Genomic DNA, 24912 nt, shown 5'->3' with positions numbered 1-24912 from the left:
TTTTATTTATCTAAAGGTAGTAGAGCTAATTATCTTATCCATTTTGACAGGGCTTCTTCAACAGTGCCACGAATAATTGGTTTTGAAATGTAATCATTCATTCCGGCTGACAAACATTTATTTCGCTCGTCTTTTTCGGCACCTGCCGTGACCGCAATGATCGGAATGTGTTTGCCATTTATGGTGTTTCTAATGGCTCTTGTCGCTTCATAACCATTCATAATTGGCATTTGAATGTCCATGAAAACCAGATCAGGATTGATATTCTCGATTTGATTGACCGCTTCATAGCCATTTTCGCATTCGTAAATGATGGTGTTGATATTCAGATTCTTTAAGATCGTTTTTAGAAGCAGCATGTTTACTTTATTGTCTTCCACAATCAAAATACTTACTTTTTTATGATTCACATAATGGTCTAAATCGTATTCCTCATCAACCGTTTTAGAAATAATTTTATATTTCTCATTGTTGTTTTTATGACTGGTATTTAAATTCAGGTCAAAAAAGAAAGTGCTTCCGCTGTTTATTTTACTTTTAAGCTGCAGTCGGCTTTCCATTAAAGCCAATAGCTGATTCGAAATGGTAAGTCCTAAACCGGTTCCTCCAAATTTTCTCGTTGTAGAACTATCTTCTTGGGAAAAAGCTTTGAATATTTTTTTCTGATTTTTTTCCAATATTCCAATTCCGGTATCTATTACCGCGAAACGGATGGTATAATTTTCTTCCGATTTTTTTTCAAGGATAGAAACTGCAAGTTTGATGGAACCTTCATTTGTGAATTTAATGGCATTTGACAACAGATTGATCAGAATTTGTTTTAAGCGCACTATATCGGTCCAGATGTATTTCGGTACATTCGGGTCAACGTTTAATTCAAGTTGAAGACTCTTCTGATTGGATTCGTAAACAATCAGATCAAAGATTTGTCCTAATATTTTCTGAATGTCGTATAAGTCGATGAAAAGCTCGAGTTTTCCGGCTTCAATTTTAGAAAAATCCAGAATGTCATTGATAATTTCCAATAACGAATGAGCCGATTGATTAATAGTGGTCATGTACTTTTCCTGAATTTCTTCAAGATTAGTTTTCATCAATAAATGTGTGAATCCAATGATGCCGTTTAAAGGCGTTCGGATTTCGTGTGACATATTGGCCAAAAAATCAGATTTCGATTTATTTGCTGCTTCTGCTAATTCTTTGGCTTTTATCGCGGCTTCGCTTTCCTTAATTTTTGCCTGATTTCTGTTTCGTTCTAAAGCCGATGAAATGTTATTGGCAAGTGTCTGAAAGATGTAAATCTCGTCATCTGTCCATTTTCTTTCTCTGGTGCAATCGTCGAAACCAATAAAACCGGAAAAGTTATTGTTGGCATATAAAGGCAATATTAAAATCGATTTAATCTCGTTGGCAATCAGTAATTTTTTGAAGAAAGTTTCTTCAAGGTTTTTCGTCAGCGTGCTTAAGACTTTTTTTCTTTGAGAATGAAGAACAATTTCTTTTAAATTATCTTCTGTAAATTTCTGTAAATCACTTATTTGGTGTTTTACGCCTTCTCTTGACCATTTGTACTGCTGACTAATGGTTTGGGTGTCGAAATCTTTTTGATAATAAAATATATGATCTACTTTTGAAGCTTCTCCTATAATTTCATAGGTTTCTTCAAACATTTTCTCCGTGCTTTTACTCATTAAGAATTTTTCTGTACACAGCGCTAAAGCCGAAAGTAATTCACTTTTAAGTTCCAGTTTTTTCTCTGCTCTGAGTCGCATTTGGGAGGAAATGGCGAGTGAGATTACATCCGATATGGTTTTGGCATAATTAATATCTTCATTGTCCCATTCTCTTTTTTCTTCGGTACTTTCAAAACAAGCCACACCGGCCAACTGTCCGTTTAGGAAAATGGGCGCATCAAGCATCGACTTGATTTTGTTTTTTGTGAAATAAATGCGCTTAAATTCAGATGTTTCTAATTTGTCAAAAACATCAGGCGCATTTATGATTGCCTTGTTTTTTAAGGTTTCAAAATAAATGGGATAAGACTCCTTGTCCAGAATATTTTTATCATTTGTGGTTTGTTTGTCACTGCTGAATAAATTTTCACAGGTAATAATATCATTTGAATACCTCCAGAAACTGACCCTGTTTGTTTTTGATACCGTTGCCGCTTCCTCAATGATTGAATCAATTACCGTTTGAAAAGTGTTGTAATTCCGGAAATCGGTAGTCGATAATTTTTTGGTTGAATTGTTATACGCCTCAATTTTTTCGTGACGTCTTCTTTTCTCGTTTTCAATGTTTTTTATTTCGGTAATATCCCGAGCAATACCGGCAAAACCAATAGTCTGATTCAGGTCATTTTTGCGGATAATTACTTTCTGCGAAATCCATAATTCCTCTCCGTTTTTCTTTAATACCGGAATTTCAATAGTAGGGTAATTGGTTTCGTTTTGTTCTAAATTTTCATAAAAATCAACTGCATTTTTGATGTAATCATCATGAATAAAATTCGAATAATGTTGTAGAATTATTTCATTTTCAGCATATCCTAAGATCGAAAATCCGAACTCATTTACAAAAGTAAAATACCCATTTGCATTGATTTCAAATATAATATCGGTGGCCGTCTGAATCAGGTTTTTATATTGATCCTGAACAATGATTTGTTCGGTAACATCCTGACCAATACTAATAATTAAATCGTCGGAAAACTTTTTGTCTTTCCATTGGATGTATTTGTACTCGCCATTTGTATTTTTTAATTTCTGAATATACAGCTTATCGTCAATTTGTTTTTTAATGTAGTTTTCTTGTTTTACCTCGTGGTCTTCATTGAGTTTCCAGAATTTTTTTGCCATAACATCGTCCGGAGAATAACCCAGAATTGAAGTAATGGTTTCGCTGCAAAATAAGATTTCTCCTTTTTTATTTGTTGCAATTGTCAAGGAGTTTCCTTTGTGGACGATCTCATTTGTAAATCTGAAATTATCACGATTGTTCAATAAAATGGCATATTTTACCTGATTGATGATGAAGATCAGTATCGAGAAATTAATTAAGAGTATAGACGATTTTAACGGAATTAAATGAAAAACTACCGTTATAATCTGAAAGGTAAAAGTCAAACCAACAAAAAACCAATAGATTTTTATGGGTTTCAGAATGTTATAAGAAAAGAAAAAAGAGATCAGAAAAACAATAATCGGTACTACATCGTTGGAGAGGTAAATGATATTGTGTCCAACATAAGAGATGTAAACAAAGAAAAAGAAGATAAAAATCGGCTGGATTTTATTCCTCAGAAACTTTACTTTATCTGTTATTAAGTACACCATCAGTACTAAAAAACCAATAGATACATTTAAGATCAATAAACTTTTGGGTCTGATCTTAAAAATTTCATTAATAATTTCGATTACAATAACCGCTATCCCAAAGAATAATATGTAGAGTTGGTATTCACGGTCTGCGGCTTCGTCTTCTTTCTTTTTTTCGATGAAGTACCCAATTTTAGTTTTAATTCTAAAAAATTGATAAATCAGTAAACCAAGAAAACCAAATAAGGACAGTGCTAAAATGATGATTTTAGGGCTGTTATAGAAAATGATGTCAGAAGTAAATACAAACCAATTTAATACATTTGATTTCAAGAGATCTCCAAAAATGGGGATTCCTGAAAGCAATGAATTAAAGGAACTATAGCCTTGTACCATTGTATTTTGGGTAGGTTTGGTTGAGTAATTAGCTTTTGGGGAGTTTTTTTAAGAGTAGGTTAAGCTCTTTTTCTATTTAGAAATCGATTATTATTCTAAATCTGACTTACCGATTGAATCAATAGAATTCTCATCTTCCATATTAAATATTGCACAATAAATAGCATATTTTACAGAGTAGGTAATCGGAATTGTAAACACGATTCCTATACAACAACCAATAAAACCAACCATAGAGGCCAACGAACCAACAATAATTAAAAGCAGAATTGTTAAAGGTTGTTTGCTTACAATCATAATACTTGATTTTATCGCATCGATTGCATTCAGGTTACCGAAAATGATCAAAGGAATAGTAAGTGTTGTGAAAAACGATATTGCAACTGTAAAGATAGTCTCTACATACAGAACGCCTATGAGATTAAAGAGTACTGAAATTAAGCCTCCAAGTAGAGAGATTATTAGGGTCGCAATAAAAAGTGGCGGGAAATAACGTGAAGTGTAATACGAAAAAATTGTAGAAGCGCTGAAAGATTCATCTCTATCCGCGCAATCGGCCATTTTTAAAAAACCTGCAGCAAATGGACTAAAAATCGCAGCAACAAAAGCGATCACTACCGAATAAATAAGGAATACTGAATTTTCAGGTTGTTCGTTTTGTAAATTCTTGAAGAATTCTTCATTAAAATGTTGAACACCGTATAGCGAAATCAAAATTCCACTACCAAGAAAAAAAGCAAGAATTGAAAAAACCAATAAGATTAATCCTGCATACAGCGCTATTTTTTTGTAATTTTCGAAGGCATGATTAAACACATTAGAAAAATCTAATGCATAGCCATTTTTCCTAATTTCTTCAATTTGGTAAAGTGTTGATTTCATTTTTTTGAGTAAAGTTGTTTTATATTTGGTCTGTTTAGCTGTTTTTCTGACGTAAATATAATATTTTTAATCAATTCCTTATTAAAATCGGTGAAACATTACTAAAATGTTTTAGTGCTTATAGCCAGTCTAATATACGTTTAATGGCGACTAATTTTTCTTTATAGGGAGCATAGCGCATCGGTAAATCCAGCCAATTTGCTTTTTTGACTACTCCTTTATGATGGGAAAAAATATCGAAACTCAATTGTCCGTGATAAGCTCCTATTCCGCTATGACCAACACCACCAAAAGGGAGTCTTTTGTTAGAAAAATGTATAACAGTATCGTTAATACAGCCACCTCCAAAAGAATAGGTCGTAATTAATTTTTTAGCAAAAGATTTGTTGTCACTAAAAACATAAAAAGCAAGAGGTTTCTCATATCTGCTGATTACATTTTTAATATCTTCTTCTGTTTCATAGGTAAGAATCGGTAAAATTGGTCCAAAAATTTCTTCTTTCATTACGGCACTGTCCAAACTTGGCTCTTCGATCAGCGTTGGTGAAATGTATAAGGCATTGGCATCTGTTTCTCCGCCAAATAAAACTCTTTCCGGATCAATCATATTCGCCAAACGCAGCCAGTTTTTGGTGTTGACAATGCGCGCAAAATCGGGTGATTTTTCTATCTTTTTGCCATAAGCTTTTGTGATTTCCTGCATAAGGAAAGAAATGAAATTGATTTTCATATTTTTCTGAATCAGGATGTAATCCGGAGCAATACAGGTTTGACCGGCATTGATAAATTTACCCCAGACAATTCTTTTGGCGGCTAATTTTAAATCGGCTGTTTCATCAATGATACAGGGGTTTTTACCGCCTAATTCAAGGGTAACAGGTGTCAGGTTTTCGGCTGCCGCTTTGGCGACAATTTTACCTACAGCGACACTTCCCGTAAAGAAAATATAATCCCAGCGTTGCGCCAGTAGTTTATTGGAAACTTCCACACCACCTTCAAAAACTTCTACATGGTTGACATGAAATGTTTTCTGAATGATTTTGGCTATTATTGCGGATGTATGCGGAGTAAGTTCGGAAGGTTTTAGAACCACTCTGTTTCCTGCTGCAACAGCAGAAATTAAAGGGCATAGGGCGAGTTGGAAAGGATAATTCCAAGGCGCGATAACCAAAACATTTCCGTAAGGTTCTTTGAAAATATAATCAGTCGAAGGAAAATTAAGAAGGGACGGGAAAACAGGTTTTGGTTTTGCCCAATTGCGAATGTTTCTAATCGTATCCTTCAATTCCGAAATAACATAGTTGGTTTCGGTTAAAACAGCTTCAAATTCGGGTTTTTTAAAATCATCGTATAACGCTTTTACAATCAAATCCTCGCTTTTCTGAATGTTATAGAGTAACTTTTTTAGCGTTTCTTTTCTGTATCCGATGTCGTTTCTGTAGTCCATTTTTATGTTTAACTTGATTTTTCTCTATGCAAGTTAATTGATAAAATTTAAAAAATTAACAATTTAATCATAAAATCACAGCGCATTCCAGATCGTTTCATCTGGAGTAGGAGCAATAATTATGATATCTTCTTTAGAAACAGGATGCACAAAAACTAACTTACGGGCGTGCAGATGGATACCTCCGTCAGGATTACTTCGGTCAAAACCGTATTTTAAATCTCCTTTTATCGGAGATCCAATGGCGGATAACTGCGCACGAATTTGATGATGGCGACCGGTATGAAGATTGATTTCCAAAGCAACATAGTTTTGGAGTTCTTTAAAAACAGTATAGTCCAAACTGGCTATTTTACTGTCCGGAACTTCTTTTAAATGTGCTTTTGAAGTATTATTCTTTTCATTTCTTTTTAAAAAATGAACCAATTTGGCAGTTGTTTCAAGAGGTTTATTTTTTACAACTGCCCAATAGGTTTTCTGTGTTTCGCGATTAGAGAACATTTCGTTCATTCGCGACAATGCTTTACTTGTTCGTGCAAAAACGACAATTCCCGTAGTGGGTCTGTCTAAACGGTGAATCACTCCGAGGAATACATCACCAGGTTTGTTGTATTTGTCTTTAATATATTCTTTAACGACATCTGACAATGGTTTATCACCTGTTTTGTCACCTTGTACAATATCGCCTACACGTTTGTTGACCACAATAATATGGTTGTCTTCATGCAGCACCTGGAGGTTATTTTTATCGGAAACGATTTTCATTAGAAAGACTTAGAGGGGGAGATTTTAGATTTCTGATTTTTCAAGTTTCAAGTTTCAAGTTTCAAGTTTCAAGTTTCAGGTTTCAAGTTTCAGGTTTCAAGTTGAAAACTTAGAAACTTAGCGACTCAGCAACTTAGAACCTTTTCTTAATACTGTTCCTTTTCATTCGGGAAATCACTGGATTTTACATCCGTTACGTATTGACCGATTGCAGTAGTCATTTCGTGATATAAATCTAAATAACGACGTAAAAAACGTGGACTGAACTCGTTATTCATTCCTAGCATATCATGAATAACCAATACTTGTCCGTCTACACCGCCACCGGCTCCTATTCCGATAACTGGGATTGAGATACTTTTGGCTACTTTTTCGGCCAGATGTGCCGGGATTTTTTCAAGAACTACACCAAAACAACCAATTTTCTCGAGCATTTTAGCATCTTCAATTAGTTTTTCGGCTTCATCTTCTTCTTTGGCGCGAACGCTGTATGTTCCGAATTTGTAGATCGATTGTGGTGTTAAACCCAAGTGACCCATAACCGGAATTCCTGCGTTTAATATTTTTTTGATAGAGTCTTTAATTTCTTTTCCACCTTCCAGTTTTACAGCATGACCACCGCTTTCTTTCATGATTCTGATCGCAGAGCGTAAAGCTTCTTTAGGGTCAGACTGATAACTTCCAAAAGGTAAATCTACTACAACCAAAGCTCTTTCGATAGCGCGAACTACAGACGAAGCGTGGTAAATCATTTGGTCTAAAGTAATCGGCAAAGTCGTTTCGTGACCTGCCATCACATTGGATGCTGAATCACCCACCAGAATCACATCGACTCCTGCGGTATCAACAATTTTCGCCATTGTAAAATCATAAGCAGTTAACATAGAGATTTTTTCTCCATTGCTTTTCATTTCGATCAATGACTTTGTTGTGATTCTTTTATAATCTTTTTTTGCTACTGACATTTTATTTTTTTTGAGAATGTAAAAGTATTGAATAATTATAGATTGGAATCAGCAATAAAAGATTATTTCAATGGAAAGGAGTTTTCCGTCTTTAAATTCGATTGTAAAATGACCATCTCCCAATAGTAAAGTGTAATAATGTGGCATTTTTATAGAAGCACCAATATAGGTGCCGTATTTTGCTATAAAAGCTTTTTCTGATATCGAATGGTCGAGTATTGAATTGGCATTCAGCACTAGTTTGTTGTTTTCGTTGATGAAAACCTTTATGATTTCTGCTTGGTTTTGTTTTTCATCAACTGAAACTTCCAAATCAGGGTAATAATAAAAGAGATTGCTTAAATAAATCCCGCAGTCATCACTGATAGTTGCTTTTTTAATTGGTTTTCCAAAAGTTTTTTCTAACTCTTTTTGCGTAAGATAGAGTGATTTTGTTTTTTGTCCTTTGAGAATAAATTCAGCTTTTTTGCACAAAGCCATAATTTGTTCAGGTGTTTTAGGTTTTGCTAACCCTTTGGCTATAGCAATATTAAGATCGGTTTCAGCAATTAGTTTGGGGTCATTTAATTGCTTGACAACTTCATAATATCTTTGATACGCAGGAGCTAATTTTGAAACATCACTGTTCCAGGCCAATTCTACAATTCGTTCTCCAATCGTTTTACGTTCGGGAATGGCAGCAACATCAAGTTCATCAAAATTCTTCAACAAGGCATTAAAATCGGGTCTTTCTCCAATAAACTTTCCTATAGTGTATTGGGCATACTCAGGGGTAAAACTACCATTTATATTAACCCATTCTTCCGGATTTTTAGGAAGATAGTTTACCGCAACCGGATCTCCTGTAAATAAAATTTCTTTTACTTTTGAATTTCTGTCAGGTAAGGCTCTTGCTTTTAAACCGGCAACTAAAACAAAAAGATGATTCCCTCCATAATAGCTGTCATTGCCTTCTATAATTGGATTTTCTTTGTCTTTTATTTTAATATCGGCAGCATTTAAGGTTTTCGAAACAAATTTTGCTTCTACATATCCTTCAGAAAAATTATCTGATTGTACTTTATACCAACCCTTTTCATTTTCGGATAATAACTGAATTTCAGCTCCGTACTTGAAATAGCCTAAAAATTCTCCTGTATTATTTTTTGAAGTGAATAATCTGGTGTCTGATTTTAAGTGATAACGATCTTGAGAATGGACCAGTGTGGAAAATAGAAAAAATAATATAAAGTGGTATTTTTTCATGAAGTGTTCTTTTTGATTTTTTTGCCACGAATTTCACGAATTTTCACGAATTGTTTTTATTCTCTGATTTGAGATTAGTGTAAATTCGTGAAATTTGTGGCAATAATTTTATTTTAGCAATCTGCCATGTTTACTGCAATTGCCAAACCTCCTTCAGAAGTTTCTTTGTATTTAGAGTTCATGTCTTTAGCGGTTTGCCACATCGTATTGATTACTTTGTCTAAAGGTACTTTTGCATTTTTAGAATCGGTTTCTAAAGCCAGTTCTGCTGCATTTATGGCTTTTATGGCACCCATGGTATTTCTTTCAATACATGGAATCTGAACCAGACCGCCAATCGGGTCACAAGTTAAACCTAAGTGGTGTTCCATGGCGATTTCTGCAGCCATTAAAACCTGTGCAGGAGTTCCGCCCATTAATTCGCAAAGTGCAGCTGCAGCCATAGAAGACGAAACGCCAATTTCGGCCTGACAACCACCCATTGCGGCAGAAATTGTAGATCCTTTTTTGAAGATACTTCCAATTTCTCCGGCAACCATCAAAAATTGTTTGATTTCTTTTTCTCCGGCATCGTGATTTTCGATTACCAAATAATACATCAAAACGGCTGGAATTACTCCGGCGCTTCCGTTAGTTGGTGCGGTAACCACACGTCCTAAAGAGGCATTTACTTCATTCACGGCAAGTGCAAAACAACTTACCCATTTTAAGATCTGACGAAATTTTACTTCCGTTTTTCTAATCTCTTCTAACCACGTTTGTGGAGAATTATAGTTGGATAATCCGATTAGGTTTTGGTGCATGTCAAAAGCTCTTCTACGCACGTTTAGTCCACCCGGAAGAATTCCTTCAGAGTGACAACCAATATACATACATTCGAGCATAGTGTTCCAAATACGCATTAATTCGGAATGAATTTCTGCTTCGGAACGCATTGATTTTTCATTCTCGTATACAATTTCAGAAATCAATTTGTTTTCTGTAACGGTATAGTCTAATAGTTCAACGGCGTTTTGAATAGGAAATGGAAAGGCACATTTTATTTCCTCTTTTATTTTGGCAGTGGTGCGTTCTTCTTTCACAACAAAACCTCCACCAATAGAATAAAAAGTAGATTCGTATTCTGAATTATCGGCTTTGTATGCAGTAAATTTTAATCCGTTTGCATGAAACGGAAGAAAGTCTTTATTGAAAACAATGTCCTGAAGAAAATAAAACGGAATCGTAATGTGATTTCCTAGAATGATTTCGTTTTTGGTCTCAATGTTTTTGATAATTCCAGCGATATCTTCCACCGGAATATATTCAGGATCCTGACCGCTTAAACCTAACATCACAGCCAAATCTGTGGCGTGACCTTTACCGGTTAGAGAAAGAGATCCGTAAAGATCGACTTTAACTCTGGCAGTTTCGTCTAAAATAGATTCGTCTTTTAATTCTTCTAAAAAACGTTCGGCAGCACGCCAAGGACCAAGAGTGTGTGAGCTTGAAGGCCCAACACCAATTTTAAGCATATCAAAAACAGAGATACATTCTTCCATTGTACAATTTTTATTAAGACAAAGATAATTGAATAATGCAAAGAAGCTTAATTTTCATTTGTTAATGTTGCAGTTTTGTTAAAAAAGATATTAAATTTTAATAATTTGGCAACGATGTAAATTTAAATTCTTAATATCGAACTTTCGTAAAAAGTTCGTGTTTTTTTTAGGTATTTTTGTGAGGAAATAAATGCCGGAGAATTTGATTTTTTTTATAGAAATCAGTAAAACGAAGTTCTGAGATTTCATTTAAAATAAGGTGTCCTTTGACGAAAAACGGAATAGCATAAAGAAGATAAAATTTAACTATGATAGAATTTTTCAAGCATTTTTTACAAGAATTCGAATTACCACTAAGCAATCCAGTATTGATCTTTTCGTTGATACTTTTCATTATTTTATTATCTCCAATTTTATTAAAGAAAATAAATATTCCGGGTATAATCGGATTGATCATTTCGGGCGTAATCATTGGACCTCACGGACTTAATATCCTGGCAAAAAACTCTGCAGTCGATTTGTTTTCGACCATCGGACTACTTTATATTATGTTTATTGCTGGTTTGGAACTCGATATGAATGAATTTAAAGCCAACAGAAATAAAAGTTTATTGTTCGGTTTATTTACCTTTATTTTTCCGCTTTGTATTGGATTTCCGGTTTGTTTTTATTTGTTGCAGTACGATTTTAATGCCAGTTTTTTAACAGCGAGCATGTTTGCAACTCATACATTGGTGGCCTATCCAATTGTTAGTAAATTGGGAATTGCCAAGAATCAGGCCGTTGCAATAACAGTCGGGGGAACCATTTTGACCGATACCGCGGTTTTGATTATTCTTGCGGTAATTATGGGAAGCAGTCAGGGAAATCTGAATCAGGCATTCTGGATAAAACTGGGAGTTTCATTGGCCATTTTTTCTGCTATCATGTTTTTGGTCATTCCGAGGATTGCCAAATGGTTCTTTAAAAAATTGGAAAGTGAAAAACACGCCCACTATATCTTTGTCCTTTCGGTTGTTTTCTTTGCGGCATTTTTAGCCGAAGTAGCGGGAGTGGAGCCTATAATTGGTGCTTTCGTTGCCGGTTTGGCATTAAATCCTCTGATTCCGCATTCTTCTGCGTTAATGAACAGAATCGAGTTTATCGGAAATTCTTTGTTTATTCCTTTTTTCCTGATTTCTGTTGGGATGCTGGTTGATATTAGCGTAATTCTAAGTGGACCGACCGCTTTAATTGTGGCCGGTACTTTGAGTGTTGTAGCTATTTTTGGAAAATGGATTGCGGCGTTTTTTACACAAGTAGTCTTTAAATATACAAAAACCGAGAGACAGCTTATTTTCGGATTGAGTAGTGCGCACGCAGCAGCAACTCTGGCGGTTATCCTGGTTGGATTTAAAGCGAAAATTCTGGACGAAAATATTTTAAACGGAACAATTATTTTAATTCTGATAACCTGTATTGTGGCTTCTTTTGCCACTGAAAAAGCGGCTAAAAAAATCGCGATTTGCGAAGAAGAAGTTTCTACGGAAGATGCTAATAAAGATCAGACTTTAGAAGAACACATTTTGATTCCGCTGGCTAAAACTTCGGCAACCTCCAGTCTTTTGGATTTTGCTCTTTTGATCAAGGATAAAAAATCTAAAAATCCGGTGACGCTGTTAACGATTGTTCCGAACAACGATCAGGCCGAAATTAATATTTTAAAATATAAAAAAGCGGTTGATAAATTTGTAATTCAAGGTTCTGCCTCTGAAGTAAAAATCACCACAATCGCCAGAATTGACCACAATCCGGCAAGTGGAATTGCGCGTACTTCAAAAGAAATTATGTCCGATATTGTGATTATCGGCTGGCCAAGAAAAACAGGTTTTCTGGATAAGATTTTTGGAGAAAACGTAGATTCAATAATCAATAATGTAGATAAGAGTTTGTTTATCTGCAGATTTCAGAAAACATTTATAGAAGAAAAAAGGCTGGTTTTTATTTGTCCGCCTTTTTCAGAAAGAGGAATCGGATTTCATCTTTTGCTGCAAAAAATAAGTCGATTGTCTCAGGAATTAAGCATCCCGATCGTTATTTATGCCGAGTATAAAACGCATCAGTCCATTACGCAAATTGCGGCTAATTTGAGATTAAATGCAAAACTGGGTTTTAAAAGTATTTTGGATTGGGAAGATTTTGATGCTATTTCGGATGAAATTAAACCAACCGACTTAATTGTTTTTAATTTATCCCGTAAAGGTTCGGTATCCTACCAGTCGATCTTTGACAAATTGCCGCAGAAATTCGAAAAATCATTTGATGATAATAATATAATATTGGTATATCCTCAGGACGATCGTAAAGAAAGTGCCATGGATGCCTACGAAGATTTTACCGCAACACCGCTTAAGAAAAGTATCGAGGCGATTGAGCAAATTGGTAGAGGTCTGGGAAGTATATTGAAGAAGAATTAAGAAAAATAGAATAAGAATTGGTACCCTTGACAATGACACGACATTTTTTTTCCGTTATAGCACTATCTATAACTTTTGTAACAACAGCTCAAACGAAAATGCAAGCAGTAGATAAACTCATAAACAAAACAGATCCGGGCTGGACAGTTGTTGAAGGTTGGATTAAAACAGCAACGAATAAAGTTGAAATTTTACCGGTTGATGCGGCAAAAGCAAAAGAAGTATTGTACAAAACACAAGTTACGACCCAATCACCAATGGGGGCTATAGTTTTTATGACAGGAGGCCTTTTAATTGATGATGGATGGATTAGAATTTTAGGTTCCGGAAATACAAAATTTAATCGCACACTTCCCGATTGGAACAAAGGAAAAGCATTTAAGGAATTTGGAGAAGCACCTTCCTTTTTGATCGTGGCAGATGATGCGATAGGCGGTTTTTATCTCTTAAATGGAGGGGGACTGGGAACAGATTTAGGAAAGATATATTATTTTTCACCTGATAATTTAGAATATGAACCACTTGATATTACGTATACTGAATTTTTGCAATTTTGCTTTTATAATGATTTGGATAAATTTTATGAGGGTAACAGATGGAAAGGATGGAGAGAAGAGGTTTCAAAATTAAAAGGAGACGAGGTTTTTAACTTTTATCCGTTTCTTTGGTCAAAAGAAGGAGGAGATATTAATAAGAACTCCCGAAAAATTATTCCGGTGGAAGAGCAATATAGCCTGAATGTTGATTTGCGTAGTCAGCTTGGTTCAAATAAGTAAAACCGGATTTTTAGCGTTACGATATTAATTTAAAAAAAGATATCATGGAACATAAAATCAAGTCAATACGACCGTTTATCGGAGCAAAAGATTTTGAATTATCAAGACGTTTTTACAGTGATTTGGGCTTTGAAGAAGGCGTATTAGAAGCTAACTTCTCTGTTTTCAAATCTGGAGAAACTGCATTTTACCTTCAGGATTATTATGCTAAAGAATGGATAGAAAACACGATGATTTTCTTAGAAGTCGATGATGTTGACCGTTATTACAAGGAACTTTTAGCCTTAAATCTTCCGGAGAAATATGCCAGAGTAAAATTAACACCAATTCGAAATCTCGACTGGGGAAGGGAATGTTTTTTACATGACCCGTCCGGTGTTTTGTGGCACTTTGGGGAGTTTAAGAAATAAAACCTATTGCTCTTTTAAAAATTTAGCCCGTAATCTCATAAAGGGCTTTTCAATTGTCTGATGAAGTAGGAATGCAGCAATTATACAGGATAGAGTACTAATTATGAGTGATAAATTACTATCAATATCAATAGTAAGTTTTAGAAGTAATTGTTGGGTAATATGAATAATTCCTTTGTGGGTTAAATAAATTCCATAGGAAAGTGCTGCAATAAAAGAGGTTGTTTTAGAATTCCATTTGTACAAAATACTGGTGGGAGATATGGCACCCAAAACCATAAATCCGTACCCTAAAGCAACAAGTGGAAATCCGAAAATAGAAGCGTAAAAAGATCTTTGTTCCATACATAAAAAGTAGGCAGCGGTTAGTATAAATAGACTAATGGCTAAAAAGTAATTCCCGAATTTTGAAAGCCTTCCCCATAAATCGGGCATAAATTGATAAACTCCGGCGATAGAAACACCAATCAAAAGTCCATCTAAGCGCTTGTAAGTAGGATAATAGATGTATTTGTGCCAATACAGCCATGAATTTTCTGCATCAATAAAAGGAAGGTATAAATGCTGCCAACTAAAAAAGCGAATCGCAAAACCAAAAGCAAATAAGACTATTAGAATCCAGTAGGACTTATAAAACAGATTGTTTCTAAGTAAAAAGAGAAGTACAATGGGCAATATCAGATAAAAATGTTCCTCCACACAAAGGGACCAGGCATGAGAGAAAGTTCCAAAATCTTGGATGTTTAATCCTATATTCTGTGTAAAAGTCACAAATTTCCATATGGGAGCAAGTGCTTCTTTCTCTCTGAAAAAAGGAAATAAAAAATAGATTGCTGTAACAAACCAAAAAGCCGGAAGTATTCTGAAAAAACGTTTTATAAAGAAATCTTTAAACGAGATTTCGGTTCCATTTTTAATTTGAAAAAAAAGTTGAGAAGAGATTAAAAAACCACTTAATACAAAAAATAAATCTACTCCTGTCCAGCCAAATTTAGCAAAATTGGTCAACCATTCCGGATGCCCAAAAATGGGAATTTGATAGTGGAATAAAAAAACAAAACTGATTGCAAATGTTCTTAAATGATCTAGTCCGTATAATTTTTTGTGCACTTCAGCTTCCGTTTTTTTAGTTTTTAAAACTCAAAGATAAAAGAATATGTAGTGCTTAAATTTCTTAAAATATAAGTTTTATTAACAAAATAGAGTTGGTGATATGGAGTGTATTTCCATACTTTATATTTTTACTTTTTTCTCTAAATTTTCTTTTACTCTGAATTTTACAATTTTAGTTATCAGAGCAAAAGGCATCGGTTCGTTTAAAGGAAATTGGACAGATCCTTTTCCGGATTTGTATTTTGAAAGTTCTTCCTTAAAAGTTTCATGTCCACTTGGTAAAGCATATAAACCAATATGGTTTTTGAAAGCAGCAAAATAAACAACGATCCCATTTTGATCAAAAGCAGGCATGGAGTAGCTGATTTTTTCCTTGGCATCAGGAGCCGCTTTCTGAATCGTCATTCGTATTTCTTCTAAAATTTCCTGTACGTCGTTTGGGAAAGAACCGATGTATTCGTTTATGGTGGTGGGTTTTTTGATGTTCATTGGTTTTAGGTTTCGGGTTTTAGGTTTCATGTTTCAGGTTACACGTTTCACATTTTACATTTTTCGTTTTTAAATGTTTTATGTTTCGCATTTTACAAGTTTCAAGTTACTGGTTACTGGTTACAAGGGTGTCTGAATTTTGTCATTTCGAGGTACGAGAAATCCCACACGCAGCTCACGCCCAGTTTGTCATACTGAGGAACGAAGTATCTTCATGAGATAATCCATAAAGTGAAGCTCAACGGTATCGATTCAGCGAACGGAGATACTTCGTTCCTCAGTATGACAAAATTGCGGAAAATAGAAACGGAGTTTCTGGTGTGATTTCTCCTAAAGTCGAAATGACATGCTAAGTAAAATATTTTGCATTTTACATTTTACAAGTTTCAGGTTACTGATTACTGGTTTCAAGGGTGTCTGAATTTTGTCATTTCGAGGTACGAGAAATCCCACACGCAGCTTACGCCCAGTTTGTCATACTGAGGAACGAAGTATCTTCATGTGATAATCCGTAAAGTGAAGCTCAACGGTATCGATTCAGCGAACGGAGATACTTCGTTCCTCAGTATGACAAGATTGCGGAAAATAGAAACGGAGTTTCTGGTGTGATTTCTCCTAAAGTCGAAATGACATGCTAAGTAAAATATTTTACATTTCGCAACATACATTTCACAACAAACATTTTCACAACAAACAGCTCACTCAAGCCAACCCTTTAGGAAAACGATCTAAAACCAAATTCAATTGAATCTGATGTTCTAGATATGCTTTGGCTCCGGCTAACACCAATGTAAAGCCTTCTGTTGAATTCCTAACCTGATCTATTATTTTGTCTGTATCGCCAACAAAACCTGAATTTGTAATGCTTACAAAAGTTTCATTTTTATTTAATGGGGTAAAAATCCATTCTACTGTTGTGGTTTCTTCGGTATTTCCCCATTCAACGACAATCTTTTTGTTTTCTTCTATGACCTTTGTTAAAACCGTCAACGAAAAACCATACATTTCCCAGACCCATTCGATTGGCTGGTACTCTGCTAATTTTCCGGAGCCTTTGGTAAACCAAAATTTACTTGTGATTTCCGGATCTATAAAAGCCTGAAAAACTTCTGAAACAGGTTTTCTTATTAGCATTTCGGCTTTTGCGAATTTGTTGTTTTCTGTTTTCATTTCGTATAGTTGTGAGATGTGAATTGTAAAATGTCTGCCGTGAAATTTATAGCCAGTAACCTGAAACCTGAAACTTGAAACGTGAAACTTTTTTTTCAGACCTTCTAAGATAAAAAATTATTGTTTCGCTTTTAGTTAATGAACAGTATTGTTTTTTAACAGACAGCCAATAATTAAAAGTAAAAAAGATAGTAAGGAGGTCACAACTCGGATAAGATGCAGGGTATTCCATTTTGCTTCAAATTTACCTCGCAAAATAGTGGCTTCTTGGAGCGTGATAGCGGCGAGGTTGGTTTTGTCCAGCATTTCATTTAGCGGAATGTTTCCCAGAATCGTTACAAGAAAAACACCAATAAAATAAAGAAGAGCTGCAGCAATAACAATCCAAAAAACAGCATTATTGGATTTATAGCAATACGCTGCTATAAAAGAAAACAACATCGAACCGAAAAAGATCAAAAAGAATAACGGATTTTGAATCGTACGGTTCATATTTTGAAAAGCTCTGAGATAATTTATATCATCAAGTTTACCGATTCCCGGTGTTACGGCATTAGCCCAAGTAAAGAAAATACCCGCTAAAAGCCCCGTAAATATAGTGGCTAATAGAAGTGTAATGGTTTTTGTATCAATAATAAATGTGTCCATATTTATGTCGTTTGGTTAACAATGTAAAATTAGAAATATTGATTATTCATGACTTGTTTGAAAAGTAATACGATTTGTTTGAGAAGAACTTTTTTGTGAAAAGGTGTTTGTAAAATGGTATTGTGAAATGATATTTGTAAAAGGTGAGATTATGGATTGTCTTTCTTAAAACCACAGTTACCTTACCAATCTATTATTTTGTCGCTCAATGTCACCCTGAGCGAAGTCGAAGGCTACGCAAGAGCTTTCTGTTATTCTTGATTTTAATTGATGTTTTACAGTGGGGTAACCAAAGTAAGCCCCAGATTAGTTGCTTACTTTTATACCAAATAAAGATTTACACTTTTTCCTTATCAATCCATTTTCCAACCGTTGGCGGGCTGTAATTCCTCATTTTTTCCAATAGATCATCAATAGAATCGCTTACCAAAAGCATTTCCTGATTTACATTTTTTAAAAAACCTTTTTCAACCATAGTATGTGTAAGTTCTAACAAGGAATCATAATAGCCGTTGATGTTTAAGATTGCAATTGGTTTTTTATGCAGTCCTAACTGTGCCCAGGTCAGCATTTCAAAAAGCTCGTCAAGTGTTCCAAAACCACCCGGAAGTGCTATGACACCGTCTGATAAATCGTTTATTTTGGTTTTTCTTTCGTGCATGCTTTCTACCAAAATTAATTCGGTTAGGCCTTTGTGTGCAATTTCTTTTGAACGCAGAAAGCCGGGAAGTACTCCAATTACTTTTCCGCCTTCACTTAAAGCGCCGTCAGCAAGAGCACCCATTAAACCTACGTCTGCACCGCCGTAAACCAATTCTATATTTTGTTTTGCTAAGGTTTGCCCGAGCAAGGTTGCTTGCTCTTGGTAGATTGCTTCCGTTCCAAAACTGGAACCGCAGAAAATGCTTATTCTTTTCATTTTGTATTGGTTTATTTTTTTAGCTCGTACACAAAATTATGACGAGATGGTTCATTGTAATAAGCAACGTCTATTTCTTCTACTTTTGTTGCTCCCAGTTTTCCAACTGCTTTTTGAGAACGATAATTTTCTGCTCCAACATGAAATTGAACTTTATCAACAGCATCAAAAGCATAGTCGAGCATTATTTTTTTTACATGGGAATTAAATCCTGTTCCCCAAAATTTTCTTCCGTAAAAAGTATAACCGATAAAAATACTTTTATTTTCAGGTTCATATTCATAAAAACGGGTGCTTCCGGCTATTTCGTTTGTACTTTTATCAAGGATCAGAAAAGCGCCTTTGCTTTCCATTGCTCCTTCAAAAAAGTTTTGAAAGACTTCTCTCTCGTACCTGTTTTTATTTGGATGTTGTTCCCAAACTAACGGATCAGAAGCTACTTCAAAAAGACCTTCAAAATCAGTTTGCTGTAACGGAACTAATTTTACAAATTCGTTTTCTAATACTTCAGGCTGTAAATTTAAAAGTGATGTACTCATATTTAATGGTGTTTTTAAATTATATTTTTTTGATTTGAACACAGGAAACATTTTCCAGTTGTACTTCTTTTCCTGTTTTTTTAAGCAATCCCGTTTTTAGATTTCGTTTAAAAACGACCACATTTCCGGTTAGCACATTGGATGCGATTAAGAATTTTCCGGTTTCATCTATCGCAAAAATTCTCGGATGTTTTCCTAAGGTCGACTGATAACCGATATTGGCTAAAAGTCCTTTTTCATCAATAGTAAAAATGGCAATATTGTTTTCTTTTCCACGGTTTGTAGCGTACAAAAATTTTCCGTCAGGTGAAATGTGAATGTCTGAACTTTCGAAACCTTCTGTAAGGGTGTCGGAATGTGTATTTACTTTCTGTATTTTTTGCAGAACCCCATTTTCATAACCATAAGCACTGATTGTTCCTGACATTTCTTCAATACAATACGCAAATTTTTGATTGGGATGAAAAGTCAAATGACGTGGTCCGCTTTCAGGATCTGTTTTTATAAATGGAATTTCGGTTGCTGTTAAAGGTTGTTTTTGTGTGGCATCAAATTGATAACAACGTATTTTATCGGCTCCTAAGTCGGGCAGAAATAGATAGTCGTACTGCGGTGAAAATATTGTCGAATGAATGTGCGAGCGGGTTTGTCTTTCTTTGTTTACACTTCCGTCCTGATATTGAAAATTTTGTGCTATCGAATCGATTTTTCCATTTTCCAATAACGGATATACGGAAACGCTTCCTTCGGTGTAATTGCCGTTTACCAGCCATTTGCCACTTTTATGAACGGAAACATAGACCGGATTCTCGCCGCCACTTGATTGTTTATTTAAAAAAGTAAGTGTCTTATTTTGTGGATTGAATTCAAAACTGCTTACGCTTCCTGCATTTGGAGTTTTACTGTCGGTACAGGCATAAACATATTTTCCGTTTGGAGAAACCGTTAAAAACGAGGGGTTAATGAGGTTTTTGACCGACGCTACTTGGGTCAGTTTTCCTTTTACAGTATCTAATTGGTATACGAGAATGGATGCTGCGGTTTTGTCTCTGTTATAAGAACCCAGAAAAACGTAGGTATTTTGAGCGCTTAAAGAAATGCTTAATAAAAATGTGATCAGGAAAATGGATATTGTCTGTTTCAATTTTTTTGATGTATTGCTGTTTTACTTTTTATATGCTTTTACTATTTGAAGAATGTGTTTACTTTAACGGATATCTAAATCCAAAAACGGCGAGTTCTCCCTGCATGAAATCCAAATCTTCAGATCGTTTGAAACCTAAATTTGCATACATTTTCCAAGCTGTTTTCATAGACAAAGTACTGTGAATAATAAGCTGATCCAGTTGGTTTGCTTTGGCTTTGCCAATACATTCTTCAGTCAGTAATTTGCCAATTCCTTTTCCGCGGGCAGCGTGATCTACAGCCAATAATCTAAAACCTGCCGTATTTTGTTCCTGAGTTGCAATACCACCGGAGCCGTAATATTTCATGTCATTAAAATAAACTACAGTACCCATAATGGTGTCCTGATGATCTACAGCAACTAAAAGTTCTGTTCCGGGATGATTGGTGAAATCGCCAATATTAGCTAACATTTTATAATAATTGGGCTGTTCATTTTCTTTTGGAAAGCCATCTAATTGTGAATAAACAAGAATAAGAAGTTCTCCAATTTTGTTGAATTCTGAAGGATCGGCATTTCGAATTGTATAGGCTGAGGGATTCATATTCGGTACTTTTTTATTTCACATTTTCCCACCATTGACGGAATTCCTGTTCTTCATTTTTTAGTTCAACTAATTCACCAATCATTGGCGTAATTAGCGGAATCGGATTTGTTTCGTTTTGATTTAATTGGGTTACTCTTTTCAAAGGCTCATCCCAGGCATGATTGGCCAAAGGGAATTTTGAAGAATGAACCGGAAATAATCGTTTCGTTTTTAGATCTTTTGCGGCTTGAATTACATTTTCCGGCAGGTTGTGAATGTATTTCCATTTGATGTCGTATTGACCATTATCAACCAAAGCAAGATCAAAGGGGCCATATTTCTCTCCAATAGCAGCAAAATGAGTATCGTAACCGCTGTCTCCTCCCAAGTACATTTTATAGGTTGGGGTTTGTAAAATAAAAGAGAGCCATAGTGTATTGCAACGTTTGAAAGCACGACCGGAAAAATGTCTTGTTGGTGCTGTATAAAGTGTAATATTGGCGTCAAGCTCTATTTTTTCATGCCAGTCTTTTTCAATAATGCTATCGGATGAAAATCCCCAAAATTCAAAGTGGGAACCTACACCGAGACCACAGACAATTTGCTTTGTTTTGGGCTTTAGTTTAAGAATTGTTTTATAATCCAAGTGGTCATAGTGATCGTGTGTAATCAATAAGTAGTCAATTTCAGGAAGATCATCAACGGTATAGATATCGGTTCCTTTAAATGCCTTCGTAGTGCCGGCAATAGGGGAGGCGTTACCGCTAAAAACAGGATCGACTAAAATTCGCTTTCCTTCAATCTGAATAAAATAAGAAGAATGTCCAAACCAGACTAAAATGTCTTTATCGGTAGGTAGGTTTAACAAATTTGTTTTTATCGAAGGAATTAAATCAGCAGGAATTCGGTGTTGCTTTTTTTTGAATAAAAACTCAAACAACACTCCCGTCATCGTGTATCCTTCCGTAAGGTCCGGCGTAAAATGTTCGTTTTCAAACTTTCCGTTTTTATAATTCGGAGATTTTTCAATTAATGCAAGTCTTTCGCCAGTAGGAGCTTTACCAAATCGGGCATCCTGTAAAAAAAGATAAACGGCTAAAAGTACAAGCAGTAGTATAAAAGTTATTGTCATGGTTTATTTTGGTGGGTATAATTCATTTAAGTTTTCAACCGAAAGGGAAATCATTTTTTTGAGCACTTCAACATCAATATCGGTTAGTTTTTTGATGTAAATGCAGCCTTTTCCGGATTTATGTTTTCCAAATTTAGAAAGAAGTTCTTCTCTGTTTTCAGATGTAACATAACAATAAAGAGAAATTGCTTCTTTTCTTGGTGAAAATCCGACAAGTGGGGCATCGCCTTCACGACCGCTGGCATATTTGTAATGGTAGCTTCCAAAACCAATAATGGCAGGTCCCCACATTTTGGCTTCAAAACCGGTTTGTTCCTGCATTAATTTAACAAGTTCAAACGAGTCGTTTCGTTTCGTACTGTCTTCAACAGCGTTAATGAAATCGTTAACACTGCCTTCCGTTTCTATTGTTTTGTTTACAGCCATGACAGATTATTTTTTATTTAATAAATCACTTTTTAATAAAAGCCCCTTGATTTTGATTTCGGTTTGGTAAAACAATTCAGAATTTGTATTCATCTGATTTTCTAAAACGATCAAACTGACATCACTTTTCGGGAAGTATAAATTTACGGAAGAAAAGCCATCGCCCAGCCCGGAATGGCCCATATATTTTAGATTTCCCTGATCGACGATTCGTAGTCCATACCCATAGCCTTCTTTTTCTTTCCCAAAAAGATTGTGTTGCGCCTTGATAGTATAGCGAAGCATCAATTGGTAGGTCGCGGGTTTCAGGATTTTTCCTTTATGGAGATTATTGTTCCAAATTGCTAAATCGGTAACCGTTGATATAATCCCATTAGCAGAAACGGTTTCGGAGGTTATTCCGGACTTATCATTTTTTGTAAAAACATTTTTGTCATTAATATAGCCCAAAACCAATTGTGCTGTTTTGTCTTTAGAATAACAGTAAGTGTTTTTCATACTTAATTTTTTAAACAAATCAGCTGCTACTTCCGGATATTTTTTTTGGGTACTAAAGGCAACAATTTGACCCAGTAAAGAAAAACTTAAATCACCATATTTAAAATCGGTTCCGGGTTTAAAAAGTAGTGGTTTTTGTAAATCGATAATTCCGTGGGTATGATTTAATAACTGATGAACTGTAACAGAATCGGCCCAGGTTTGTGTGAGATGCGGAAGATATTTTTTAATAGGTGCCTGTAAATCAATACGTCCTTTTTCAACTTCTTTTAAAATCAAAACAGCCGTGATTTGCTTGCTGTTTGACATGATTTCAAATTGGCTGTTGACTGTCAATGGAATCTTTTTATCAAAATCAGCAGAACCCAGTGCTTTAGTATAAACTGTTTTTCCTTTTTTTGAAATAAGAAGTACACCATTAAATTTAGGATCGCTAACTTTAATTAAACTGTCTATTTGGGTGTATAAGTGGTCTTTTTTTTGCGAAAAGGAAGGGCTGCTTGAAAGTAGTAACAGAACGGATACTAAAATAGAAGTTCGTAGAAGTGTGGTCATTTGGTATTTTTGGTCTTTTTTTGTTTTTTTAGTCGCGGTTTTAGTTTTTAGTCTCAGTCTCAGTTTTCAGTTTCAGTTTTCATTCTCAGATTACATTTTACAACTCACATTTTTTTCAAAACATTCCATTTTCATTGATCATTTTGGCGGGAACACTTTGTCCCAGATCCCAAAGTTCTACTATTTTTCCGGACTCAAATCTAAAGATATGAACTACGGCCACACCCGAATCATTGGCATTTTGTTTGACATGTGAATGTACGGCAACCAAATCTTTATCTGCTATTGCGTGATGAATTTCAATAGTTTTATTCGGATTCTGTCTGGAGGATTCTTCCATTGCCAGCATCAGTGTATTGGCATCCCCTTTAAAATAAACATTATGATGCTTAAAATCCTTACTGACATACAGGCGAAATGCTTCATGCGAATGCCCTTTTGCAGCAAGTTTTAAAAAGTCTTTTGCAATATATTTCTTAGTCATGATTTCAAAGATTAAAAAGCTAACTAAGTTATGAAATAACTGTTTATGAATTTAAAAAATTATCGCTTTATTAACTTTCTAATCTGATGAAGTCATGAATTTATAAAAGTGCAGTTTGTTGGTATTTAATCACTTTTCCGACAATCTCTTTTCGTTTTCGGTTTGTGGTTTGTCCTTGCCGTTTGGCTGGCCTTTTCCGGTTGTAATTAGTTTTTTTAGACTGTTTTGAATGTAATTTGTCCAGGAGTCTCTACAAATTTCAAAACATTCATAATCAGGAACCAAACCAATATGAGTAAATCGCAACGCTGTTTGGCCATCGTTCTCTGTGATCTCAAAAGTAGGTTTTGTACCGGTCCATTCTTTTTCGTCTGCTGTAAATTTGAAATAGTTTTCTTCTATCAACCAGACAATTTTTTGATTCGGGATTACTTCTGTCAATTTTATTTTACAGTGATGCACGTCTTCGTAATGGTAGTTAAATTCATCATTTAGTTTTGCTGTATTTCCTTCGATCTCTTCCGACCACCAGCCGCGAACATTCGTAATGGCATTAAAAACGTCTTCCGGAGAATGATTAGTTATTAGGGTTGTGGTAAAATCTTGCGTGTCCATTTGGTATGATTTAGAAATTAGTATAACAAATGTACGTTCTAAATATCAATACGTTAGGGGTGTGAAAAGACAATTTTGAGGAGAGAATCGGACAAGTTGCATCCTGTTGGGGGAAGATTTTAGATTTTTTGTTCTTTTTTGTTGCTTAGAAATGCAATAATGAGTATAAAACTTGTTGGGTATGAGATGTTTTGTCTAGTTTGAGTATACAAAGGTATTTATAACTAGAACTTACTGGGTGTAGATTCACGAGCGGGACGCTCGCGCCAGCGATGAGTTAGTAGAAGTTTAAGATTTACTAATTTAATTTATGATGCTAGCGCGAGCGTCCCGCTCGTGCCCGCAATGATTTGACAAAGTAAATGACTTATTTAGAAAGTCTTTCGTAGCTTTCATTCAAAGTAAGAGTAAA

General features: G+C 35.0%; 23 protein-coding genes. 3 read left to right on the top strand and 20 right to left on the bottom strand.

Annotated features, from left to right (window positions below; genetic code table 11):
- Positions 1-29 precede the first annotated feature (29 nt).
- The 7 genes from AB674_RS02710 to AB674_RS02680 form a co-directional block, all read right to left on the bottom strand.
- The gene (locus AB674_RS02710; protein WP_047773625.1) at positions 30-3713 is read right to left on the bottom strand and encodes a response regulator; all 3684 of its coding nucleotides are present in this window, start codon (positions 3711-3713) and stop codon (positions 30-32) included.
- A 90-nt stretch (positions 3714-3803) separates the two neighbouring features.
- Positions 3804-4595, bottom strand: coding sequence for a hypothetical protein (locus AB674_RS02705; protein ID WP_047773620.1), 792 nt, complete (start codon positions 4593-4595; stop codon positions 3804-3806).
- A gap of 118 nt (positions 4596-4713) precedes the next feature.
- Complete coding sequence (locus tag AB674_RS02700; protein WP_047773617.1) at positions 4714-6042, bottom strand: aldehyde dehydrogenase; 1329 nt, start codon at positions 6040-6042, stop codon at positions 4714-4716.
- Between the two features lie 75 nt (positions 6043-6117).
- Positions 6118-6807, bottom strand: coding sequence for an RluA family pseudouridine synthase (locus AB674_RS02695; RefSeq protein WP_047773616.1), 690 nt, complete (start codon positions 6805-6807; stop codon positions 6118-6120).
- Positions 6808-6953: 146 nt separating this feature from the next.
- Entirely contained in the window at positions 6954-7772 is an 819-nt protein-coding gene (gene panB / locus AB674_RS02690; RefSeq protein ID WP_047773614.1) for a 3-methyl-2-oxobutanoate hydroxymethyltransferase, read from the bottom strand.
- Between the two features lie 48 nt (positions 7773-7820).
- On the bottom strand, positions 7821-9017 hold the full coding sequence (locus AB674_RS02685; protein WP_047773612.1) for an SH3 domain-containing protein: 1197 nt from the start codon (positions 9015-9017) through the stop codon (positions 7821-7823).
- A 113-nt stretch (positions 9018-9130) separates the two neighbouring features.
- Positions 9131-10558, bottom strand: a complete 1428-nt coding sequence (locus AB674_RS02680; protein WP_047773610.1) for an L-serine ammonia-lyase — start codon at positions 10556-10558, stop codon at positions 9131-9133.
- 308 nt (positions 10559-10866) lie between these two features.
- Here AB674_RS02680 and AB674_RS02675 point away from each other — a divergent pair, with 308 nt between their 5' ends.
- The 3 genes from AB674_RS02675 (at position 10867) to AB674_RS02665 (ending at position 14200) form a co-directional block, all read left to right on the top strand.
- Positions 10867-13014 (top strand): cation:proton antiporter, encoded by a 2148-nt coding sequence (locus AB674_RS02675; RefSeq protein ID WP_047773608.1) that lies wholly within the window; start codon positions 10867-10869, stop codon positions 13012-13014.
- A gap of 98 nt (positions 13015-13112) precedes the next feature.
- A complete protein-coding gene (locus AB674_RS02670) occupies positions 13113-13790 on the top strand; it encodes a DUF2625 domain-containing protein (protein WP_047773607.1) in 678 nt (225 codons plus the stop codon).
- Between the two features lie 44 nt (positions 13791-13834).
- Positions 13835-14200 (top strand): VOC family protein, encoded by a 366-nt coding sequence (locus tag AB674_RS02665; RefSeq protein ID WP_047773606.1) that lies wholly within the window; start codon positions 13835-13837, stop codon positions 14198-14200.
- A gap of 3 nt (positions 14201-14203) precedes the next feature.
- Here AB674_RS02665 and AB674_RS02660 read toward each other — a convergent pair whose 3' ends face one another.
- The 13 genes from AB674_RS02660 to AB674_RS02600 form a co-directional block, all read right to left on the bottom strand.
- Positions 14204-15310 carry an acyltransferase family protein gene (locus AB674_RS02660; RefSeq protein WP_047773604.1) on the bottom strand — a complete coding sequence of 369 codons (1107 nt, stop codon included), beginning with the start codon at positions 15308-15310 and terminating at the stop codon, positions 14204-14206.
- Positions 15311-15433: 123 nt separating this feature from the next.
- Positions 15434-15802 (bottom strand): iron chaperone, encoded by a 369-nt coding sequence (locus tag AB674_RS02655; RefSeq protein ID WP_047773786.1) that lies wholly within the window; start codon positions 15800-15802, stop codon positions 15434-15436.
- 702 nt (positions 15803-16504) lie between these two features.
- Entirely contained in the window at positions 16505-16972 is a 468-nt protein-coding gene (locus AB674_RS02650; protein ID WP_047773602.1) for an SRPBCC family protein, read from the bottom strand.
- A 135-nt stretch (positions 16973-17107) separates the two neighbouring features.
- Positions 17108-17620 (bottom strand): DUF1772 domain-containing protein, encoded by a 513-nt coding sequence (locus tag AB674_RS02645; protein ID WP_047773601.1) that lies wholly within the window; start codon positions 17618-17620, stop codon positions 17108-17110.
- A 337-nt stretch (positions 17621-17957) separates the two neighbouring features.
- Positions 17958-18539, bottom strand: a complete 582-nt coding sequence (locus AB674_RS02640; RefSeq protein ID WP_047773599.1) for a TIGR00730 family Rossman fold protein — start codon at positions 18537-18539, stop codon at positions 17958-17960.
- Positions 18540-18550: 11 nt separating this feature from the next.
- A complete protein-coding gene (locus AB674_RS02635; protein ID WP_047773784.1) occupies positions 18551-19078 on the bottom strand; it encodes a GNAT family N-acetyltransferase in 528 nt (175 codons plus the stop codon).
- A gap of 19 nt (positions 19079-19097) precedes the next feature.
- Positions 19098-20222 carry a lactonase family protein gene (locus AB674_RS02630; protein ID WP_047773598.1) on the bottom strand — a complete coding sequence of 375 codons (1125 nt, stop codon included), beginning with the start codon at positions 20220-20222 and terminating at the stop codon, positions 19098-19100.
- Between the two features lie 58 nt (positions 20223-20280).
- Positions 20281-20808: a GNAT family N-acetyltransferase gene (locus AB674_RS02625; protein ID WP_047773596.1), complete on the bottom strand. Its 528-nt coding sequence runs from the start codon at positions 20806-20808 to the stop codon at positions 20281-20283.
- Between the two features lie 13 nt (positions 20809-20821).
- Entirely contained in the window at positions 20822-21922 is a 1101-nt protein-coding gene (locus AB674_RS02620; RefSeq protein WP_047773594.1) for an MBL fold metallo-hydrolase, read from the bottom strand.
- A 3-nt stretch (positions 21923-21925) separates the two neighbouring features.
- Positions 21926-22348: a DUF1801 domain-containing protein gene (locus AB674_RS02615; protein ID WP_047773592.1), complete on the bottom strand. Its 423-nt coding sequence runs from the start codon at positions 22346-22348 to the stop codon at positions 21926-21928.
- 6 nt (positions 22349-22354) lie between these two features.
- On the bottom strand, positions 22355-23401 hold the full coding sequence (locus tag AB674_RS02610) for a serine hydrolase domain-containing protein (RefSeq protein ID WP_047773591.1): 1047 nt from the start codon (positions 23399-23401) through the stop codon (positions 22355-22357).
- Positions 23402-23516: 115 nt separating this feature from the next.
- On the bottom strand, positions 23517-23885 hold the full coding sequence (locus AB674_RS02605; RefSeq protein ID WP_047773589.1) for a nuclear transport factor 2 family protein: 369 nt from the start codon (positions 23883-23885) through the stop codon (positions 23517-23519).
- Between the two features lie 129 nt (positions 23886-24014).
- Entirely contained in the window at positions 24015-24500 is a 486-nt protein-coding gene (locus AB674_RS02600; protein WP_047773587.1) for an SRPBCC family protein, read from the bottom strand.
- Positions 24501-24912 lie beyond the last annotated feature (412 nt).

This window comes from Flavobacterium sp. ABG (genome assembly GCF_001027725.1).
In the GTDB taxonomy this organism is placed as follows: Bacteria; Bacteroidota; Bacteroidia; order Flavobacteriales; family Flavobacteriaceae; genus Flavobacterium; species Flavobacterium cupriresistens.
This window is presented reverse-complemented; position numbering and strand designations above follow the sequence as displayed.

Excerpts from the sequence above, each read along its gene's own strand:
- AB674_RS02705 (WP_047773620.1), bottom strand. The coding sequence starts at position 4,595 with ATGAAATCAACACTTTACCAAATTGAAGAAATTAGGAAAAATGGCTAT.
- AB674_RS02620 (WP_047773594.1), bottom strand. The coding sequence starts at position 21,922 with ATGACAATAACTTTTATACTACTGCTTGTACTTTTAGCCGTTTATCTT.
- AB674_RS02625 (WP_047773596.1), bottom strand. The coding sequence starts at position 20,808 with ATGAATCCCTCAGCCTATACAATTCGAAATGCCGATCCTTCAGAATTC.
- AB674_RS02610 (WP_047773591.1), bottom strand. The coding sequence starts at position 23,401 with ATGACCACACTTCTACGAACTTCTATTTTAGTATCCGTTCTGTTACTA.
- AB674_RS02600 (WP_047773587.1), bottom strand. The coding sequence starts at position 24,500 with ATGGACACGCAAGATTTTACCACAACCCTAATAACTAATCATTCTCCG.
- panB (WP_047773614.1), bottom strand. The coding sequence starts at position 7,772 with ATGTCAGTAGCAAAAAAAGATTATAAAAGAATCACAACAAAGTCATTG.
- AB674_RS02605 (WP_047773589.1), bottom strand. The coding sequence starts at position 23,885 with ATGACTAAGAAATATATTGCAAAAGACTTTTTAAAACTTGCTGCAAAA.
- AB674_RS02695 (WP_047773616.1), bottom strand. The coding sequence starts at position 6,807 with ATGAAAATCGTTTCCGATAAAAATAACCTCCAGGTGCTGCATGAAGAC.
- AB674_RS02710 (WP_047773625.1), bottom strand. The coding sequence starts at position 3,713 with ATGGTACAAGGCTATAGTTCCTTTAATTCATTGCTTTCAGGAATCCCC.
- AB674_RS02670 (WP_047773607.1), top strand. The coding sequence starts at position 13,113 with ATGCAAGCAGTAGATAAACTCATAAACAAAACAGATCCGGGCTGGACA.
- AB674_RS02645 (WP_047773601.1), bottom strand. The coding sequence starts at position 17,620 with ATGGACACATTTATTATTGATACAAAAACCATTACACTTCTATTAGCC.
- AB674_RS02615 (WP_047773592.1), bottom strand. The coding sequence starts at position 22,348 with ATGGCTGTAAACAAAACAATAGAAACGGAAGGCAGTGTTAACGATTTC.
- AB674_RS02640 (WP_047773599.1), bottom strand. The coding sequence starts at position 18,539 with ATGAAAAGAATAAGCATTTTCTGCGGTTCCAGTTTTGGAACGGAAGCA.
- AB674_RS02650 (WP_047773602.1), bottom strand. The coding sequence starts at position 16,972 with ATGAAAACAGAAAACAACAAATTCGCAAAAGCCGAAATGCTAATAAGA.
- AB674_RS02685 (WP_047773612.1), bottom strand. The coding sequence starts at position 9,017 with ATGAAAAAATACCACTTTATATTATTTTTTCTATTTTCCACACTGGTC.
- AB674_RS02700 (WP_047773617.1), bottom strand. The coding sequence starts at position 6,042 with ATGGACTACAGAAACGACATCGGATACAGAAAAGAAACGCTAAAAAAG.
- AB674_RS02635 (WP_047773784.1), bottom strand. The coding sequence starts at position 19,078 with ATGAGTACATCACTTTTAAATTTACAGCCTGAAGTATTAGAAAACGAA.
- AB674_RS02680 (WP_047773610.1), bottom strand. The coding sequence starts at position 10,558 with ATGGAAGAATGTATCTCTGTTTTTGATATGCTTAAAATTGGTGTTGGG.
- AB674_RS02675 (WP_047773608.1), top strand. The coding sequence starts at position 10,867 with ATGATAGAATTTTTCAAGCATTTTTTACAAGAATTCGAATTACCACTA.
- AB674_RS02665 (WP_047773606.1), top strand. The coding sequence starts at position 13,835 with ATGGAACATAAAATCAAGTCAATACGACCGTTTATCGGAGCAAAAGAT.
- AB674_RS02655 (WP_047773786.1), bottom strand. The coding sequence starts at position 15,802 with ATGAACATCAAAAAACCCACCACCATAAACGAATACATCGGTTCTTTC.